Source organism: Erythrobacter sanguineus (genome assembly GCF_900143235.1).
GTDB classification, from domain to species: Bacteria; Pseudomonadota; Alphaproteobacteria; order Sphingomonadales; family Sphingomonadaceae; genus Erythrobacter; species Erythrobacter sanguineus.
Genome location: NZ_FRDF01000007.1, coordinates 1 through 14635, shown reverse-complemented (window position 1 = coordinate 14635; position 14635 = coordinate 1). Strand labels below are relative to the sequence as shown.

Genomic DNA, 14635 nt, shown 5'->3' with positions numbered 1-14635 from the left:
GCGACACTGTCAGTTCTGCGGCAGGTAGGAAAGCAGCCGCGTGATCTGACGCGGTGATGGTGGCCGGCTGGAGAGGGGTGGCAGGCTGGAGAGGGGTGGCAGGCTGGAGAGGGGTGGCGGGAGGTATGGGTCGCACCTCGCGCGATTTCGTATCAGCCGATCAACCCCGCCATTCGCGGCGTTCCTCCGCCGCGCGCAGGACTTCGTAGCTGGTCTGGATCAGCTGGAATTGCTTCGCGGCCTCGGCATCGCCGGGCTTCACATCGGGATGCACTTCCTTGGCGCGCGCGCGGTAAGCCTTCTTGATGTCGGCAAAATCGGCGTCCGTCTCCAGCCCCAGCACCTCCAGCGCGCGCATTTCATCGGCAGAGCGCGAGCCATCGCCCGACCCGGCCCAGCCATAATGCGCGCTTTCGGCATAGCCTGCGCTTTCCTGCCGTTCGGCGCGGGCGCGTTCCTCCTTCTCGGCCTTTTCGAGACCTTCGAAGTAATCCCACCGCGAATTATATTCGGCGGCGTGTTTCTGGCAGAAATACCACCGGTCGCGGCTGTTGGGGGCCTTGGGCGCGGGGCAATTGCCCGGCTCGTCGCAGCCGTGCCGGTCGCAGATGCGGACGTTGGCGGCTTCCCGCGACGAACCATAGGCCCGCCAGCGCGGAAAGCCCCAGTCGAGCGAACGCTTGGCACGGGTCATCTGGAATCACCGCAGGCGCGGGGCGTCATGTGGTTGGTCGATGGCATCAGGCGACCAATCTAGGGCAGGTGGCGCACAAAGCAAAGCGGTGCGATCACGGGAACAAGTTGCAATGTGAAATGTTGCGTTGCAATAGAAGATTGACGCACGCAGTTTGTTCGCGTGCGGGAAAGACCGCAAAGACATGAGCCCGCAACTGACCCTCTCCAGCCTGTTTTCCGTGCTTGCACTTGCCGGGCTGTGCGTCATCACCAGCGCGCGCGATCTGGCCGGGGTCGAAGCGCCGGTTGCGTCATCGCCCTATGACATGCAGGCCGAGCTTTCACCCGGCCTGCTTCATGGCTGATCGTCAGGTGATGATCACGCTTGCAGCGCGGCGGTTCTGCGCCCACGCGCCTTCGTTTGATCCCAGCGCCACCGGGCGTTCCTTGCCGTAGCTCACCACCGCGATCCGGCCCGGATCAACCCCGAGGCTGACGAGGAAGTTCTTCGCCGCATTGGCGCGGCGTTCGCCCAGCGCAAGGTTGTATTCGCGCGTGCCGCGTTCGTCGGCATGCCCCTGAATGGTGAAGCTGATCTGCGGATAGCGCGCGAAATACTGCGCCTGTGCCTGCAGCGCGGCGGCATCCTGCGAATCGACATTATACCGGTCGGTATCGAAATAGATCGTGGTGGCCGAACCGACCGCGGCCGCAAAATGGTCTTGCGATCCGACCTGCGGGCCGGTGGGCTGCACCTGCGGAGTCGGCTGAGGGGTCGGTTGGACAGTCGCGGGCGGCGGCGGCGGCAGCTGTTCGGGCGCCTTCTTGGCGCAGGCGGCCAGCGTCGTGGCCGAAGCCAGCAGCAGGATCGTGGCAATCTTGGTATTCATCGCACTGTTCCTTTCAAGTGATCGGTAGAAAAATCAGATGCATTACGGACGGATCGGGCCCCATGCCGGGTCCGAGGCATCGACCGGGGTTGGCAGGCGGCGTTCGTTCTGGCCGGTCAGATCGACCTGCCAGATGCCCGAACGCCCGGTGTTCTTTTCCGTCCGGAAGAACTGGATGATGCGGCCATTGGGCGCCCATGTCGGGGCCTCGTCCTGCCAACCCCGGGTCAGCACCCTTATACTGCCGCCGCTGGTGTTCATCACCGCGACGTTGAAATCCCCGGCAATGCGGGTGAAGGCGATCTGGTCGCCGCGCGGGCTCCATTCGGGCGTGGCGCAGCGCCCGCCGAAAAAGCTGATGCGCTTCTGGTTGGAACCATCGGCGTCCATCACATAGCATTGCTGGCTACCTGAACGGTCGCTTTCGAACACGATCTTGCGGCCATCGGGCGAGTAGGATCCGCCCACGTCGATGCCGGGATTGTTGGTCAGCCGCACGCTTTGGCCACCGGTCGCAGGCACGCGGTAGATGTCGGTATTGCCGGCCACCGCCATCGAATAGAGGATCGACTGCCCATCGGGCGACCAGCGCGGGGCGATGGTGGGGTTGCGGTTTTCGGTCACCAGCGTCTGTTTTCCGCTGCCGATGTCATAGACATAGATGCGCGGATTGCCGTCGACATAGGAGAGGTAGAGGATCTTCGAATAGTCGGGCGAATAGCGCGGGGTGAGCGCGGTGGCGCTGCCCAGCGTCAGGAAGCGGTGGTTGGCCCCGTCGCTGTCCATCACCGCCAGCCGCTTGACCCGGCGGTCCTTCGGCCCGGTTTCGGCAATATAGGCGATGCGGCTGTCGAAGAACGGGCTTTCGCCGGTCAGCCGCGCAAAGATCAGGTCGCTGCACTTGTGCGCCGCGCGCCGCCAGTCGGCCGGGCCGACGACCCAGCCTTCGCGCACCAGCTCGTTCTGCAAAGCGACATCGTAGAGGTAGCAGCCGACCACCAGCCGGCCATCGTCACGCGCGCGGACATAGCCATGCACCAACATCTCCGCGCCGCGACCGCTCCAGTTGCCAAAGGCGGGCGCGGTGATCTGCGGGAAAGCGGGCTGCGGCAGGCTGTCGGGGCCGACCGGCTTGAACAGGCCGTTATTGCGCAGGTTGGCGGTGATGACCCGCGCAACTTCGCGGCCCAGGGCTTCGGTGCCATCGGCATTGGCCGGGGTGGGCCGATCACGATCCGTGGCGAAGGCGGGGATGGCGATGCCGATATCCGACCATGCGGATTCGTCGGTGACGGTGCCGCGCAGCGGGCCATCGGCATCATCGCCCTCGACCGCGATGGTCTCGACCGGGCCATCCTCCCCCACCGGCGCGCCGAGATCCTGCGCGCCCTGAGCAGCAGCGGGCGCAGCGATCAGCGCGGCGGTCAGAAACAGGAGATAGGTCTTGGTCATGTCAGAGCCTTCGGTCGAATTGCCATTCTAGCGCTTTCCAGCGATCGTAGAATTGTTCGGGGAGATTGAAAGGGGCTGCCAGTTGAACCGCACGAATGGCGCGCTCGCAATGCAGGCCGGCCTGCGGCTGATTGCCTGCGGTGATGCTGGCCGGATCGGTCTTGCAGCGCGGGCGGCCCTTCAGCGTGCCATCGGGATTGAGATCCCACGAAACGGTCGAGACAAGCCTTTCGGCGTCCACGCCCGAAGGCGCGGTCCAGTGCGGGCGCAACTGGCGGGTGATGGCAGAGGACAGCGCGGCGCGCTCGGCCGAACCGAACTTCGCCGCCGGGGCGCGGGTTTCATCGGTCGTGGTCGAGCTGCCCTTGCCCGACAGGAAATCATCGCCGATCCGGCTGCCGCCGCCGCGCTCCGTCGCCTTGGCGGGCGAAGGGCTCGGTTTGGGCGCAGGCGTGCGGTCAGGGCGCGAACGGTCACGCGCGGGAGCAGGCGGGGTGGTCGCGGTGCGGGCGGCGGGCCGGGGCGGCAGCGCGGGCGCGGCGCGTTCCACCCGCTCGGCGGGCGCGGGTTCGGGGGCTGGTGCGGGATCATCGGCCAGCGTCGGCGCAATCGCGGCGCGGCTTTCCGCGACCGGATCGGGCGAGGCCGCCTCCAGACCCACTTCGGTCGCAAGGCTCACGGTCATCCGCTCAGGAAACACCGACACGTCGGATCGCACCGCCTGCATCAACAGCACCGCCACCAGCGCGCCATGCAGCACCAATGCTGCGGCGAAGCCGATCTTCTCCTCCTGACGAAAGGCGATGTCTCCCATGCTGAGGCTCGCTTATGGGGGCGTTACTGAACCGTCGGTGACCAGCGAGATCGAGGTGAAGCCGCTCCGGCCCAACTCGCCCATCACTGCCATCACCCGGCCATAATCGAGGCTGCGATCGCCGCGCAGGACGATCAGCGGTTGCTGGCTGCCGCGATCCAGTGCTTCAAGCGCCTCGGGCAAGCGGCCCGCGGCCACGGCTTCGTTTTCGATATAGATCACGCCCGCCCGGTCGATCGAAATGGTGATCTGATCGGGCTGCTCCTCCACCGCCGCAGCCCGGCTTTCGGGCAGTTCCACCGGCACGCCGACGGCGGGCAGCGTCACCGTCACCATGAAGATGATCAGCAGCACCAACATCACATCCACCAGCGGGGTGACGTTGATTTCGGCCATCGCGGCGCGGCGCGTACGCTTGGTGCCTCTGCGGCGCGAGGAAGAGGCGACACCCATCCCCATCAGATACGATCCAGTTCCCTGCTCAGCCCGGCATGGACCTTGTCGGCAAAGCGCTGGAGCTTGGCCTCGTAGACATTCACCAAGCCCGAGAAGCGGTTATAGGCGATCACCGCCGGGATGGCGGCGAACAGGCCGATGGCGGTGGCAAACAGCGCCTCGGCGATGCCGGGGGCGACCACGGCGAGGCTGGCGCTTTGTTGCGCGCCGATCTGGAAGAAGCTGTTCATGATCCCCCACACCGTGCCGAACAGGCCGACAAAGGGCGCGACCGATCCGACCGTGGCGAGGAAATTGAGCCGTCCGGCCAACTCGTCCGCTTCTTCCGCGACCTGGCTTTCCATCGCCGCGCCGATGCGCTGGCGGGTGGCATCGCGGTCAACCGGCTGTTTGGCGGTGGATTTCTTCCATTCATCCAGCCCTGCGCCGACCACGCGGGCAGCGGGAATTTCCTTGCGCTGCGCCTTGCCGACCAGCGTCTGCGTGTCCCGCTCACCCCAGAACTCGCCCTCGTATTCGCGCGAGGCCTTGTCGAGCTTGCCGATCCGCAGGCTGAACGAGACGATGATCATCCACACCCAGATGCTGGCGAGGATAAGGCCGATCATCACCGCCTGCACAATGATATCGGCCTGCAGGAACAGGTCGACCGGGTCGAGCCGGGCCGGAGCAGCAGCGGCGCTGGAGAGGGCGAGCGTCACGTGTCTATCAATCCTCGTTCATGAAGGTCTGGAAGGCAGCGCGCCATGCGGCGGGCTGGCGGCGCGGGCGGCCATCAAGCGTGATAAAGCCGACGCGCAGGTGCGCCGCGCACAGGATGTCATCACCCCGACGCGCGATCTGGTGCATCCGGCAGGATGCCGCGCCAAGTTCGGTGCAACGGGTTTCGATCACCACGTCATCGTCAAGCTTCGCGGGCCGGAGGTACTTCAGGTTGACCTCGGACAGGGCATAGGCGCCCTCCCCGCCCTCTATCGCACCGCGCTGATCGATGCCGAGCAGGCGCAGGAGATCGGAACGGGCGCGCTCGAACCAGCGCAGGTAATTGGCGTGATAGGTGATCCCCGACAGATCAGTATCCTCGTAATAGACGCGCACGGCATAAAGATGCCGCGCACCGTCGATCACGCCGCCGGGGGGATTGGGAGAGGTCATCATTGCCCGCACTAGCGCAGCAGGAAATCGCTGCAAAGGCCGGTGTTTGCGTTTTGTCGATGAATGGCAGCGGAATGGATTCCGCCGCGCCGCTATCGCCGCAGGATCATCGGCCCCAAAGGTTGTCCGCCGAAGATATGCACATGCAGATGCGACACTTCCTGCCCGCCATGGGCGCCGATATTGGCCATCAGGCGGTAGCCCGGCTCGACCAGTCCCTTGGCCCGGGCCACCTCGCCCACCGCGCGGATAAACCCGCCGATTTCCGCATCGGAGGCTTTGGCGCTGAAATCGTCCCAGCTCACATAGCGACCTTTGGGCACCACCAGCGTGTGGATCTCGGCCTGCGGATTGATATCCTCGAAGGCGAAGGCCCAGTCGTCTTCATAGACCTTCTTCGACGGGATTTCCCCGCGCAGAATCTTCGCAAAAATGTTGTTGTCGTCATAGGGCAAGGTCGGGTCGATTGGCATCATTCGCTCCGTGCAGCTTTTTCGGCGAGGCCGGACACGCCTTCGCGCCGGTCGAGTTCGGCGAGCACTTGCTCCAGCGCCACGCCCTTGGCACCGAGCAGGACGAGCAGGTGGAACAACAGGTCGGCGGCTTCACCCACCAGTTCTGCCTCGTCCCCGGCCAACGCGGCGATCACCGCCTCGGTCGCTTCCTCCCCGAGCTTCTGCGCGATCTTGGGCAGGCCCTTGGCGTGCAGTTTCGCAACATAGCTTTCTTCCGGCGCGGCGGTGAGACGCTGGGCGATCGTGGCTTCGAGGCGGGTCAGAGTGTCCATTGGGCTACTTTCGATCAAACCCCGCGCGCGGGCAAGCCTGCATCCCGCAGCGCCTTGTGCGCCTCGGCGATGGAGTGGGTGCCGAAATGGAAGATGCTGGCAGCGAGCACCGCGCTGGCATGGCCTTTCGTCACGCCATCCACGAGGTGTTCGAGGTTCCCCACCCCGCCGCTGGCGATCACCGGAACGCTGACGGCATCGGCAATGGTGCGGGTCAGATCAAGGTCATAGCCCGCTTTCGTGCCGTCCCCATCCATCGAGGTGACGAGCAATTCCCCCGCGCCAAGATCGGCGACCTTGCGGGCATATTCGACCGCGTCAATGCCCGTAGGCTTGCGCCCGCCATGGGTGAAGATTTCCCACTTGGGCGCGTCTTCGCCGGTGGTTGGCACCACCCGGCGCGCATCGACGCTGGCGACGACGCACTGGCTGCCGAAGCGCGCAGCGATCTCGCCCACCAGTTCGGGCCGGGCGACGGCGGCAGAATTCACCGCGACCTTATCCGCGCCTGCCAGCAGCAGTGCGCGCGCGTCCTCGGGGCTGCGCACCCCGCCGCCCACGGTCAGCGGCATGAAGCACACTTCTGCGGTGCGCCGCACCATGTCGAGCAACGTCCCGCGCCCTTCGTGGCTGGCGGAAATGTCGAGAAAACACAGCTCGTCCGCCCCCGCCGCATCATAGGCGCGCGCCTGTTCGACCGGATCGCCCGCGTCTTTCAGATCGACGAAATTGACGCCCTTGACCACGCGGCCATTGGCTACATCAAGGCAGGGGATGACGCGGACGCGAACGGTCATGTTTCGCGCGCGCCCATCGCAATCGCTGCTGCCAGATCGAGCCGCCCTTCGTACAGCGCCCGCCCGGTGATCACCCCTTCGATCCCCTCATGCGCGTGCAATGCCAGCATGTGGATATCGTCCAGCCCCTTGACCCCGCCGCTGGCGATCACCGGAATATCCACCCGGCGTGCGAGATCAACCGTGGCCGCCATGTTGACGCCCTTGAGCAACCCGTCGCGCCCGATGTCGGTGAACAGCAGCGACGCAACGCCTGCATCCTCGAACCGGCGGGCGAGGTCGGTGACGGGCACATCGGAGACTTCGGCCCAGCCCTCGGTCGCCACCATCCCGTCTTTCGCGTCCACCGCGACAACGATGCCGTTTTCCCATTCCCGCGCCATGTCCTTGACGAAGTCGGGGTTCTTCAATGCCGCCGACCCCATCACCACCCGCGCCACGCCGAGGTCAAACCACCCCTCCACCGCCGCCACATCGCGGATGCCGCCGCCCAGTTGCACATAGCCCGGGAAGGCCGCGACAATGGCTTCCACCGCAGCGCGGTTGCGGCTTTCACCCGCAAAGCTGCCGTCGAGATCGACCACGTGGAGATGCTCCGCGCCCGCATCGGCAAAGATCAGCGCCTGTGCCGCAGGGTTGTCGCCGTAGATCGTGGCGCGGTCCATATCGCCTTCGGCAAGGCGGACGACCTGACCACCTTTCAGGTCGATGGCGGGGAATATGATCACGGATACCACTCCAGAAAGCGCCGGAGCGTCGCCAGTCCATAGCCTTGGCTCTTTTCCGGATGAAACTGCACCCCGATGATGTTGTCGCGGGCAACGGCGGCCACCAGCCCTTCGCCGTGATCGGTCATCGCGGCCACATCCGCGCCATTGGCGGCGGCGAAGTGATAGGAGTGGAGGAAATAGGCTTCGCCCTCCTCGATCACCGGATGGTTTGTGGCATGCGGCAGCACAGCGACATCGTTCCAGCCCATGTGCGGCACCTTGATCGCCGCGTCGGAGGGTTCGATCAGCCGCACCTCGCCCGCGATCCAGCCAAGACCGGGGGTTGTGCCATGCTCCAGCCCGCGGTCCGCCAGCAATTGCATCCCCACGCAGATGCCGAGGAACGGCGCGCCGCCCACATGCACCCGCTCGGTCATCGCCTCGACCATGTGCGGGATCGCCCGCAGCCCTTCGGCGCAGGCTTTGAAGCTGCCGACACCGGGCAGGACGATCCGGTCGGCAGCGCGCACGACATAAGGGTCGGCAGTGACGGTGACGCTAGCCCCGGCTGCCTTCAACGCATTATGCACAGAATGAAGGTTGCCCGCGCCGTAATCGACCAAGGCGATAACCTCAGGCATTCTTGTTTTCCGCACGCCCATCCGGGCGCGCGGTCCTCGCTAGGCGCGCAGCAAAGCTGCGCCCGCTACGGGCGGCCAGTCGGCCTTGCGGTCGCTGCGCGACTGGGCTCGCGTTCCTATCCGCACGCCCATCCGGGCGCGCGGTCCTCGCTAGGCGCGCAGCAAAGCTGCGCCCGCTGCGGGCGCGCAATCGCGCTTGCGGCTGCTGTGTAGCCGAATTGCTCTGCTCAGCCACCAAGCTGCCCTTTCGTCGAGGGAATCGCCCCGCCCTTCCTCGGATCGCGTTCGACCGCCTGCCGCATGGCGCGGGCGAAGCCTTTATACAGACTCTCGCAGATGTGGTGGTTGTTGCTGCCATAGAGCAATTCCATGTGCAGCGTGATCCCGGCGCTTTGCGACACCGAATGAAACCAGTGCTCGATCAGCTCGGTGTCCCATTCGCCCAAGCGTTCCTGCGTGAACTTCGCCTTCCACACCAGATAGGGCCGCCCGGAAATATCCAGCGCCACCCGGCTCAGCGTTTCGTCCATCGGCGAATAGGCCGCGCCATAGCGCCCGATGCCGGCCTTGTCGCCCAGCGCCTGCGCAATCGCCTGCCCCAGCGCAATCGCCGAATCCTCGGTCGTGTGGTGCTGATCGACATGCAGATCGCCTTCGACCTTCATCGTCACATCGATCAGCGAATGGCGGCTGAACTGTTCAACCATGTGATCAAGAAAGCCGATTCCGGTCGACACGTCATAGGTGCCGGTCCCGTCGAGATCGACGGCGATGGCGATTCTGGTTTCGGTCGTATCGCGCTCAACGCGCGCGGTGCGGGCGGGGATGTTGGCCATGTTCCGGGGCTATAGTCCTCTCGCGTCCCAAGACAAGCGCCTGCAAGGCCGGGCGCTATCCCCTGCCAAACGCGGGAGGGGGCGCGGGAAAGGCTTGACCAAGCCCGCACTCCCCGCCACGATTCACATGGTATGAGCAATGATACGCCCGACAGCATGATCCCCTATGACGAGATCGTTCAGGAAGCCCTGCGCGCCGTGGTTGGCCGAGTGCTGGGGTCGATTGTCAGCGGCGGCGGCATGCTGCCGGGCGCGCACCATTTCTACATCACCTTCAAGACCGGCGCTCCGGGGGTGTCGATCCCGCCGCACCTGCGCGAACGTTTCCCGGACGAAATGACCATCGTGCTGCAGAACAAGTTCTGGGATCTTGAGGTGACGGCGCAGGGTTTCACGGTCAGTCTCACCTTCAACCAGGTCCCGGCCAAACTGGTGATCCCCTTTGCCGCGATCACCGCCTTCGTCGATCCGGCGGTCGATTTCGGGCTGCAATTCCAGGCCGCGGTCGACGAGCTTGAACCCGAAGCGCACGAGGATGCCGAAAATGACGGCTCGGATGGCGGCGGGGACGGCGATGGTGACGGTTCGAATGTCGTCACGGTCGATTTCGGGCGCAAGAAATAGCCGCGATGGCGCAGCGCCGGGCCTCGGGCAAGCGCACCGATACCGGGCAACCCGGCGAATCGCGCCTGCCCTCGCCCGATCCGGTCACCAACCTGATCATTGCCGATGTTGTCCTGCGCGGGGCAGGCTCACTGCTGCGCCAGCGGCTGGAAAAAGGCCTGCTCACCGGCCAGCTTGATGGCGAAAAGGCGCGGCGGTTGGTCGAAGGGCGCGGGATGGTCAGCACGCTGGCCCTATGGGGGGCGAGCAAGCTTGCCACCCGATCACCCGTCGGGCTGGCAGTGGTCGCGGGCGGTCTGGCGGCCAAGGTGCTGTATGATCGCGGCAAGCGGCTGGAGGCAAAACGCCGGGCGAAGAAGCAGGCGGACTGGGGCACGGACGCGGAATCCTGACTCTGCCGCAATCTTAGTGCCCTTGATTTGCAGGGCCCTGTTGGTGCAACGGAGCCTATGGGCGATTCCTCAGACCACGCAGACGACAGGCTCCACCGCCGGGGCCTGATGTTCATCCTGTCATCGCCGTCCGGCGCGGGCAAGACGACCTTGTCGAAGATGCTGCTGGCCAGGGACAGCGAGATCAAGCTGTCGGTTTCGGCCACCACCCGCCCGCCGCGCGCCGGAGAGATCGACGGGGTGCATTATCACTTCGTCACGCCTGAACGCTTCGATCAGATGATCGACGAGGATGATTTCTACGAATGGGCCGAGGTGTTCGGCCACCGCTATGGCACGCCCAAGGGGATTATCCGCGCCGCGTTGAAGGAAGGGCAGGATTTCCTGTTCGACATTGACTGGCAAGGCACCCAGCAGCTGTACCAGAAGGATCAGCAGGACGTGGTGCGGGTGTTCATCCTGCCCCCCTCGATCGCGGAACTGCGCCGCCGGTTACAAGGCCGCGCGACCGACAGCGCCGAGGTGATCGAAGCCCGGATGGAACGCGCACGCGCCGAAATCAGCCACTGGGACGGGTATGATTACGTCATCATCAACGACGATGTGAACATCTGCTTCGCCAAGGTCAGCGCGATTCTGGAGGCCGAACGGATGAAGCGGCAGCGCCAGACCGGGCTGATCCCCTTCGTGCGCGGGTTGATGGGTTAGGCCGCAGCAAAGCTGCCGCGCGTGCGGTTGGCGATGGCGACCAGCGACAGCATCACCGGCACTTCAACCAGCACGCCGACCACCGTCGCCAGCGCCGCCCCGCTGCCCAGCCCGAACAGCCCGATGGCCACCGCCACCGCCAGTTCGAAGAAGTTCGACGTGCCGATCAGCGCGCAGGGCGCGGCAATGGCGTGCGGCACCTTCCACGCCTTGGCCCAGCCATAGGCGATGAAGAAGATACCATAGCTCTGGACGATGATCGGCACCGCGATCAGCGCCACCAGCAGCGGGCGCGAAACGATGGTTTCAGCCTGAAATCCGAATAATAGCAGCACGGTCGCCAGGAGGCCGATGATCGACAGCGGTTTCACCTTGCCGGTGAAATCCGACACCGCGCGTTCGTCGCCTGCGTGCGTGATGAGCAGGCGGCGGCGCACCAACGCCCCGGCAGCGAGCGGCACGACCACGTAAAGCGCGACCGAAAGCAGCAGCGTTGCCCACGGCACGGCGATATTGGTCACCCCCAGCAGCAGCGCGACAATCGGCGCAAAGGCGACGATCATGATCAGATCATTCGCGGCGACCTGCACCAGCGTATAGGCCGGATCGCCGCGGGTCAGCTGCGACCACACGAACACCATCGCGGTGCAGGGCGCAGCGCCCAGCAGGATCAGCCCGGCGATATATTGCTGCGCATCGGCAGGCGCGATCAGATCGGCGAAGACGATCTCGAAGAACAACACGCCCAGTGCCGCCATGCTGAATGGCTTGACCAGCCAGTTGACCACCAGCGTGATGATCAGCCCCTTGGGCTTGTCGCCCGCGCGCCGCACCGCGCCGAAATCGACCGCCACCATCATCGGGAAGATCATCGCCCAGATCAGCACCGCCACCACCAGATTGACCGAGGCATATTCCAGCCCGGCCAGCGCAGCAAAGGCCCCCGGCGCGGCATTGCCCAGCACGACGCCGGCAAGGATCGCCGCGCCGACCCAGACGCTCAGCCATTTTTCGAACAGGCCCAGCCCGGCGGCTGCGGGCGGGGTATCGGCGGTGATGGTCGTCATGCGGTTTGCGCCTGCTTGCCGATCGCCTGCAATTCGGCGTGCAGCGCCTCGGGCGTAAGTGTGTCCAGCGGCAATGCCAGCATCAGGTCGATCCGGCGCTTCATCCGTTCGAATGCGAGCGCGAAGGCGGCCTGCTTCTCTTCATCGCTTCCGGTCACGGCAGCGGGATCGGGAATGCCCCAATGCGCAGAGATCGGCTGGCCCGGCCACACCGGACAGTTTTCCGCCGCCGCGCTGTCGCAGACGGTGACGATCAGATCGAATTGCGGCCCGGCAGCAAAGGCGTTCCAGCTTTTGGAGCTGTAGCCTTCGACCGGATAACCGCGCTCTGCGAGAGTATGCAGCGCAATTGGATTGACCTTGCCCGCCGGCTGGCTCCCGGCGCTGAAGGCGGCAAATCGCCCTGCGCCATCGTGATCGAGAATCGCTTCGGCAAGGATCGAACGGGCTGAATTGCCCGTGCACAGGAACAACACATTCATCGGGTCAAGCCTCAGCAGCAGGTCTTGGCAGGCGCGGGCGCGGCGCCTTGCGGCACGCAGCACGCGCCGGTCGCAGCGTCAGCATTGGCGAGCTGATCGAGATCGGGGCTGCCGCCATAGGTGGTGCTGCCGCCACTGGTCAGAAAGGCTTCCCACACCACTCCGTCGGGATCGGCGATCCAGCTTTTTTCCGATGTGGCATAGCAGCAGGTGGTCGCGCCTTCTTCCAGCACCGGGCGATCCGCCGCCTTCAACCGGGCATAGACCTCGGCCAGTTCGCTTTCGTCTTCTGCCTGAAGGCCGACATGCTCGATCCCCTTGGCCGCGCCCTCGCGCAGCGAAATCGCGAAGTTGATGCGCGGGTCTTCGATCATCCACTTGGCGTAATCCGCCTTCACCACGCTCGGTTCGGCCCCGAACAGGTGGGTGTAGAAGGCAAGCGAGGCATCAAGATCGGTCACGCCGACATGCATGTGAAAGCGTTTCATCACGCGCTCTTTCTTGTTGTGGCAGGTTCGCAGGATGCCGCATTGTCACACGGCACCCCGCCGCAGCAGTTTTCGGTGAGGTAGCCCATCAGCCCGTTCATCGCGGCATAATCGGCCGAATAGATGATCGAACGGCTTTCACGCCGCTGGGTTACAAGACCGGCATTGGCGAGCTGGGCGAGGTGGAAGCTCATCGAGGAAGGCGGGACGCCAAGCCTGTCGGCCAGCACGCCCGCCGGAATACCATCGGCCCCGGCCTGCACCAGCAAGCGGAAGGCGGCAAGGCGATGTTCCTGCGCCAGCGCGGCGAGACAGCGGATGATGCGATCAGGCTGCATTCAATGTTCCCACGATTCGATAAATATCAAACTATCGTTATGAGCAAGGCATGTCAACGGGCCGCGACAAAGGGCGCGACGTAGGATATTGTTGCGGCATGGGATTCGGGACTCAGCCATCTGTCGGGCAACATCTTGATCATATCGCGGATCACGCACGTTCGCTCCAGAGCGAGGCGCGGGCTGCCTTGCAGCAGGGCGATTTTGCACGGGCGGAGGCGCTGATCGAATGCGCCGGAATGCTGGCCTATGATGTCGGCAGCCTTGTTGACGAGCTGGAGGAGCGGCAATTGCGCGATTGCCTGCAACTGCTGGCCGAAGAACAGGCAAAAATGGATCATTGGGCCAACGCCGGAGCGGCGGGCAAACGCGCGTCACGCAGATGGTTGAAGCGGATCAGCGCGGCGCTGGGCGCGGGCGTCGCCGTCAGCTTTGCACTGGTCGAATACTAGCCGCCGAATGCTCACGGCCGAATGCGCGCGGCCGAATTCTGGCGCCCGAATTCTAGCGGTCCAATCATGACGCTAGCCCGCGCGGATCAGGCGATCACGGCGCACCCTTCACGATCACGCCATCCTTCATGATGACGGAAAAATTGCGCGCCGGATCGCCGATCAGATCAATATCGGCGAGCGGGTTCCCGTTGACGAGGACAAGATCGGCCAGCGCGCCGTGTTCGACCACGCCCAGCCTGCCTTCATAGGGCGTGCGCGGCCCCGACAGGGCGAGCAGCTGGGCATTGTCATGGGTGGCCAGCCGCAGCAGTTCGGCGGGGGTGAAAAAAGGCTTGAGCCGCAAGAGATAGGCGTTCTGCTCCTCGTTCAGCTCCGGCTCGAACAGGAAATCCGTGCCCCAGGCGAGCTTCACGCCCAGCCGTTTTGCCATCGGCCAGACAATCCGCTGCCCTTCGATCACGGGCTTGCGCTTCTCGCGCCGCTTGGGGTCCATTGCCTCGGTCGAATCGACCAGCATCTGACCCGACAGCCAGATGCCCTTTTCCGCCATCAGCCTGAGCGTATCTTCATCAAGCAGGTTGCCATGCTCGATCACCTTGACCCCGGCCTCGATCGCGCGGCGCACCGATTTGGGGTGGTAGGCGTGGACGGTGACTGTCCCCCGTCAGCACCAATGGCACAGATTTGAGGTTGTGATTTAAGGAGGGTTGGGGCTTCGTCGTAGTGACGAAGGAACGAAGATGAAGACCCAACCCTCCTTGAAGAAATCGCCCCCCAAGAAGGCCCCTGCCGAGCGGGTGGTGAAGGACATCCGGCGTGCAACCCGTCGCCATTTCTCGGCTGAGGACAAGATCCGCATCGTGCTCGA

General features: G+C 64.7%; 22 protein-coding genes and 1 pseudogene. 5 read left to right on the top strand and 18 right to left on the bottom strand.

What is annotated here, in order from left to right:
• Window positions 1-160: 160 nt before the first annotated feature.
• Window positions 161-694: a J domain-containing protein gene (locus BUA05_RS06900; protein ID WP_072673939.1), complete on the bottom strand. Its 534-nt coding sequence runs from the start codon at window positions 692-694 to the stop codon at window positions 161-163.
• Between the two features lie 184 nt (window positions 695-878).
• On the opposite strand from BUA05_RS06900, the gene BUA05_RS14735 reads away from it, so the two are divergent.
• A complete protein-coding gene (locus tag BUA05_RS14735; RefSeq protein ID WP_158093666.1) occupies window positions 879-1040 on the top strand; it encodes a hypothetical protein in 162 nt (53 codons plus the stop codon).
• 3 nt (window positions 1041-1043) lie between these two features.
• Here BUA05_RS14735 and pal read toward each other — a convergent pair whose 3' ends face one another.
• From pal to hisB, 12 genes are all read right to left on the bottom strand, one after another.
• Window positions 1044-1565: a peptidoglycan-associated lipoprotein Pal gene (pal, locus tag BUA05_RS06895; RefSeq protein ID WP_072673938.1), complete on the bottom strand. Its 522-nt coding sequence runs from the start codon at window positions 1563-1565 to the stop codon at window positions 1044-1046.
• Between the two features lie 42 nt (window positions 1566-1607).
• Entirely contained in the window at window positions 1608-3017 is a 1410-nt protein-coding gene (gene tolB / locus BUA05_RS06890; protein ID WP_072673937.1) for a Tol-Pal system beta propeller repeat protein TolB, read from the bottom strand.
• Between the two features lies 1 nt (window position 3018).
• On the bottom strand, window positions 3019-3831 hold the full coding sequence (locus tag BUA05_RS06885) for a hypothetical protein (protein ID WP_072673936.1): 813 nt from the start codon (window positions 3829-3831) through the stop codon (window positions 3019-3021).
• Window positions 3832-3843: 12 nt separating this feature from the next.
• A complete protein-coding gene (locus tag BUA05_RS06880) occupies window positions 3844-4290 on the bottom strand; it encodes an ExbD/TolR family protein (protein ID WP_072673935.1) in 447 nt (148 codons plus the stop codon).
• Window positions 4290-4988, bottom strand: a complete 699-nt coding sequence (gene tolQ / locus BUA05_RS06875; protein ID WP_072673934.1) for a protein TolQ — start codon at window positions 4986-4988, stop codon at window positions 4290-4292. The genes BUA05_RS06880 and tolQ overlap by 1 nt, the downstream gene beginning before the upstream one ends.
• Before the next feature lie 7 nt (window positions 4989-4995).
• Window positions 4996-5442, bottom strand: coding sequence for a YbgC/FadM family acyl-CoA thioesterase (locus BUA05_RS06870; protein ID WP_072674044.1), 447 nt, complete (start codon window positions 5440-5442; stop codon window positions 4996-4998).
• 92 nt (window positions 5443-5534) lie between these two features.
• Window positions 5535-5915, bottom strand: coding sequence for a histidine triad nucleotide-binding protein (locus tag BUA05_RS06865; RefSeq protein ID WP_072674043.1), 381 nt, complete (start codon window positions 5913-5915; stop codon window positions 5535-5537).
• Complete coding sequence (locus BUA05_RS06860; RefSeq protein ID WP_072673933.1) at window positions 5915-6229, bottom strand: phosphoribosyl-ATP diphosphatase; 315 nt, start codon at window positions 6227-6229, stop codon at window positions 5915-5917. The genes BUA05_RS06865 and BUA05_RS06860 overlap by 1 nt, the downstream gene beginning before the upstream one ends.
• Window positions 6230-6243: 14 nt before the next feature.
• Window positions 6244-7026 carry an imidazole glycerol phosphate synthase subunit HisF gene (gene hisF / locus BUA05_RS06855; protein ID WP_072673932.1) on the bottom strand — a complete coding sequence of 261 codons (783 nt, stop codon included), beginning with the start codon at window positions 7024-7026 and terminating at the stop codon, window positions 6244-6246.
• Window positions 7023-7754 (bottom strand): 1-(5-phosphoribosyl)-5-[(5-phosphoribosylamino)methylideneamino]imidazole-4-carboxamide isomerase, encoded by a 732-nt coding sequence (gene hisA, locus BUA05_RS06850; RefSeq protein ID WP_072673931.1) that lies wholly within the window; start codon window positions 7752-7754, stop codon window positions 7023-7025. The genes hisF and hisA overlap by 4 nt, the downstream gene beginning before the upstream one ends.
• The gene (gene hisH, locus BUA05_RS06845; RefSeq protein WP_072674042.1) at window positions 7751-8377 is read right to left on the bottom strand and encodes an imidazole glycerol phosphate synthase subunit HisH; all 627 of its coding nucleotides are present in this window, start codon (window positions 8375-8377) and stop codon (window positions 7751-7753) included. Before hisH ends, hisA begins: the two co-directional genes overlap by 4 nt.
• 227 nt (window positions 8378-8604) lie before the next feature.
• Window positions 8605-9213, bottom strand: coding sequence for an imidazoleglycerol-phosphate dehydratase HisB (gene hisB / locus BUA05_RS06840; protein WP_072673930.1), 609 nt, complete (start codon window positions 9211-9213; stop codon window positions 8605-8607).
• Window positions 9214-9345: 132 nt separating this feature from the next.
• Here hisB and BUA05_RS06835 point away from each other — a divergent pair, with 132 nt between their 5' ends.
• Genes BUA05_RS06835 through gmk form a run of 3 tightly spaced genes read left to right on the top strand, consistent with a single transcriptional unit; the run spans window position 9346 to window position 10937 of the window.
• Window positions 9346-9837, top strand: a complete 492-nt coding sequence (locus BUA05_RS06835) for an SspB family protein (RefSeq protein ID WP_072673929.1) — start codon at window positions 9346-9348, stop codon at window positions 9835-9837.
• Between the two features lie 5 nt (window positions 9838-9842).
• The gene (locus tag BUA05_RS06830) at window positions 9843-10229 is read left to right on the top strand and encodes a hypothetical protein (RefSeq protein ID WP_072673928.1); all 387 of its coding nucleotides are present in this window, start codon (window positions 9843-9845) and stop codon (window positions 10227-10229) included.
• A gap of 57 nt (window positions 10230-10286) precedes the next feature.
• Entirely contained in the window at window positions 10287-10937 is a 651-nt protein-coding gene (gene gmk, locus BUA05_RS06825; RefSeq protein ID WP_072673927.1) for a guanylate kinase, read from the top strand.
• On the opposite strand, the gene arsB is transcribed toward gmk, so the two are convergent.
• From arsB to BUA05_RS06805, 4 genes are read right to left on the bottom strand one after another with little or no spacing between them, the layout of a single operon-like run.
• Window positions 10934-12004, bottom strand: a complete 1071-nt coding sequence (gene arsB, locus BUA05_RS06820; protein ID WP_178139154.1) for an ACR3 family arsenite efflux transporter — start codon at window positions 12002-12004, stop codon at window positions 10934-10936. The two genes, gmk and arsB, sit on opposite strands and share 4 nt — an antisense overlap.
• Window positions 12001-12486 carry an arsenate reductase ArsC gene (locus tag BUA05_RS06815; RefSeq protein WP_072674041.1) on the bottom strand — a complete coding sequence of 162 codons (486 nt, stop codon included), beginning with the start codon at window positions 12484-12486 and terminating at the stop codon, window positions 12001-12003. Before BUA05_RS06815 ends, arsB begins: the two co-directional genes overlap by 4 nt.
• Window positions 12487-12497: 11 nt before the next feature.
• Complete coding sequence (locus BUA05_RS06810) at window positions 12498-12974, bottom strand: ArsI/CadI family heavy metal resistance metalloenzyme (protein ID WP_072673926.1); 477 nt, start codon at window positions 12972-12974, stop codon at window positions 12498-12500.
• Window positions 12974-13312, bottom strand: coding sequence for an ArsR/SmtB family transcription factor (locus tag BUA05_RS06805; protein WP_072673925.1), 339 nt, complete (start codon window positions 13310-13312; stop codon window positions 12974-12976). Before BUA05_RS06805 ends, BUA05_RS06810 begins: the two co-directional genes overlap by 1 nt.
• A gap of 98 nt (window positions 13313-13410) precedes the next feature.
• Here BUA05_RS06805 and BUA05_RS06800 point away from each other — a divergent pair, with 98 nt between their 5' ends.
• Window positions 13411-13764, top strand: a complete 354-nt coding sequence (locus BUA05_RS06800) for a hypothetical protein (RefSeq protein ID WP_072673924.1) — start codon at window positions 13411-13413, stop codon at window positions 13762-13764.
• Window positions 13765-13858: 94 nt separating this feature from the next.
• On the opposite strand, the pseudogene BUA05_RS06795 reads toward BUA05_RS06800, so the two are convergent.
• A pseudogene (locus BUA05_RS06795) lies at window positions 13859-14410 on the bottom strand (amidohydrolase family protein); the annotation flags it as partial.
• Window positions 14411-14635: the final 225 nt, after the last annotated feature.

Excerpts from the sequence above, each read along its gene's own strand:
- hisB (WP_072673930.1), bottom strand. The coding sequence starts at position 9,213 with ATGGCCAACATCCCCGCCCGCACCGCGCGCGTTGAGCGCGATACGACC.
- BUA05_RS06860 (WP_072673933.1), bottom strand. The coding sequence starts at position 6,229 with ATGGACACTCTGACCCGCCTCGAAGCCACGATCGCCCAGCGTCTCACC.
- BUA05_RS06835 (WP_072673929.1), top strand. The coding sequence starts at position 9,346 with ATGAGCAATGATACGCCCGACAGCATGATCCCCTATGACGAGATCGTT.
- arsB (WP_178139154.1), bottom strand. The coding sequence starts at position 12,004 with ATGACGACCATCACCGCCGATACCCCGCCCGCAGCCGCCGGGCTGGGC.
- BUA05_RS06870 (WP_072674044.1), bottom strand. The coding sequence starts at position 5,442 with ATGACCTCTCCCAATCCCCCCGGCGGCGTGATCGACGGTGCGCGGCAT.
- BUA05_RS06805 (WP_072673925.1), bottom strand. The coding sequence starts at position 13,312 with ATGCAGCCTGATCGCATCATCCGCTGTCTCGCCGCGCTGGCGCAGGAA.
- BUA05_RS06880 (WP_072673935.1), bottom strand. The coding sequence starts at position 4,290 with ATGGGGATGGGTGTCGCCTCTTCCTCGCGCCGCAGAGGCACCAAGCGT.
- BUA05_RS14735 (WP_158093666.1), top strand. The coding sequence starts at position 879 with ATGAGCCCGCAACTGACCCTCTCCAGCCTGTTTTCCGTGCTTGCACTT.
- BUA05_RS06885 (WP_072673936.1), bottom strand. The coding sequence starts at position 3,831 with ATGGGAGACATCGCCTTTCGTCAGGAGGAGAAGATCGGCTTCGCCGCA.
- tolB (WP_072673937.1), bottom strand. The coding sequence starts at position 3,017 with ATGACCAAGACCTATCTCCTGTTTCTGACCGCCGCGCTGATCGCTGCG.
- BUA05_RS06900 (WP_072673939.1), bottom strand. The coding sequence starts at position 694 with ATGACCCGTGCCAAGCGTTCGCTCGACTGGGGCTTTCCGCGCTGGCGG.
- pal (WP_072673938.1), bottom strand. The coding sequence starts at position 1,565 with ATGAATACCAAGATTGCCACGATCCTGCTGCTGGCTTCGGCCACGACG.
- gmk (WP_072673927.1), top strand. The coding sequence starts at position 10,287 with ATGGGCGATTCCTCAGACCACGCAGACGACAGGCTCCACCGCCGGGGC.
- hisF (WP_072673932.1), bottom strand. The coding sequence starts at position 7,026 with ATGACCGTTCGCGTCCGCGTCATCCCCTGCCTTGATGTAGCCAATGGC.
- BUA05_RS06830 (WP_072673928.1), top strand. The coding sequence starts at position 9,843 with ATGGCGCAGCGCCGGGCCTCGGGCAAGCGCACCGATACCGGGCAACCC.
- BUA05_RS06800 (WP_072673924.1), top strand. The coding sequence starts at position 13,411 with ATGGGATTCGGGACTCAGCCATCTGTCGGGCAACATCTTGATCATATC.
- BUA05_RS06810 (WP_072673926.1), bottom strand. The coding sequence starts at position 12,974 with ATGAAACGCTTTCACATGCATGTCGGCGTGACCGATCTTGATGCCTCG.
- BUA05_RS06815 (WP_072674041.1), bottom strand. The coding sequence starts at position 12,486 with ATGAATGTGTTGTTCCTGTGCACGGGCAATTCAGCCCGTTCGATCCTT.
- BUA05_RS06865 (WP_072674043.1), bottom strand. The coding sequence starts at position 5,915 with ATGCCAATCGACCCGACCTTGCCCTATGACGACAACAACATTTTTGCG.
- hisH (WP_072674042.1), bottom strand. The coding sequence starts at position 8,377 with ATGCCTGAGGTTATCGCCTTGGTCGATTACGGCGCGGGCAACCTTCAT.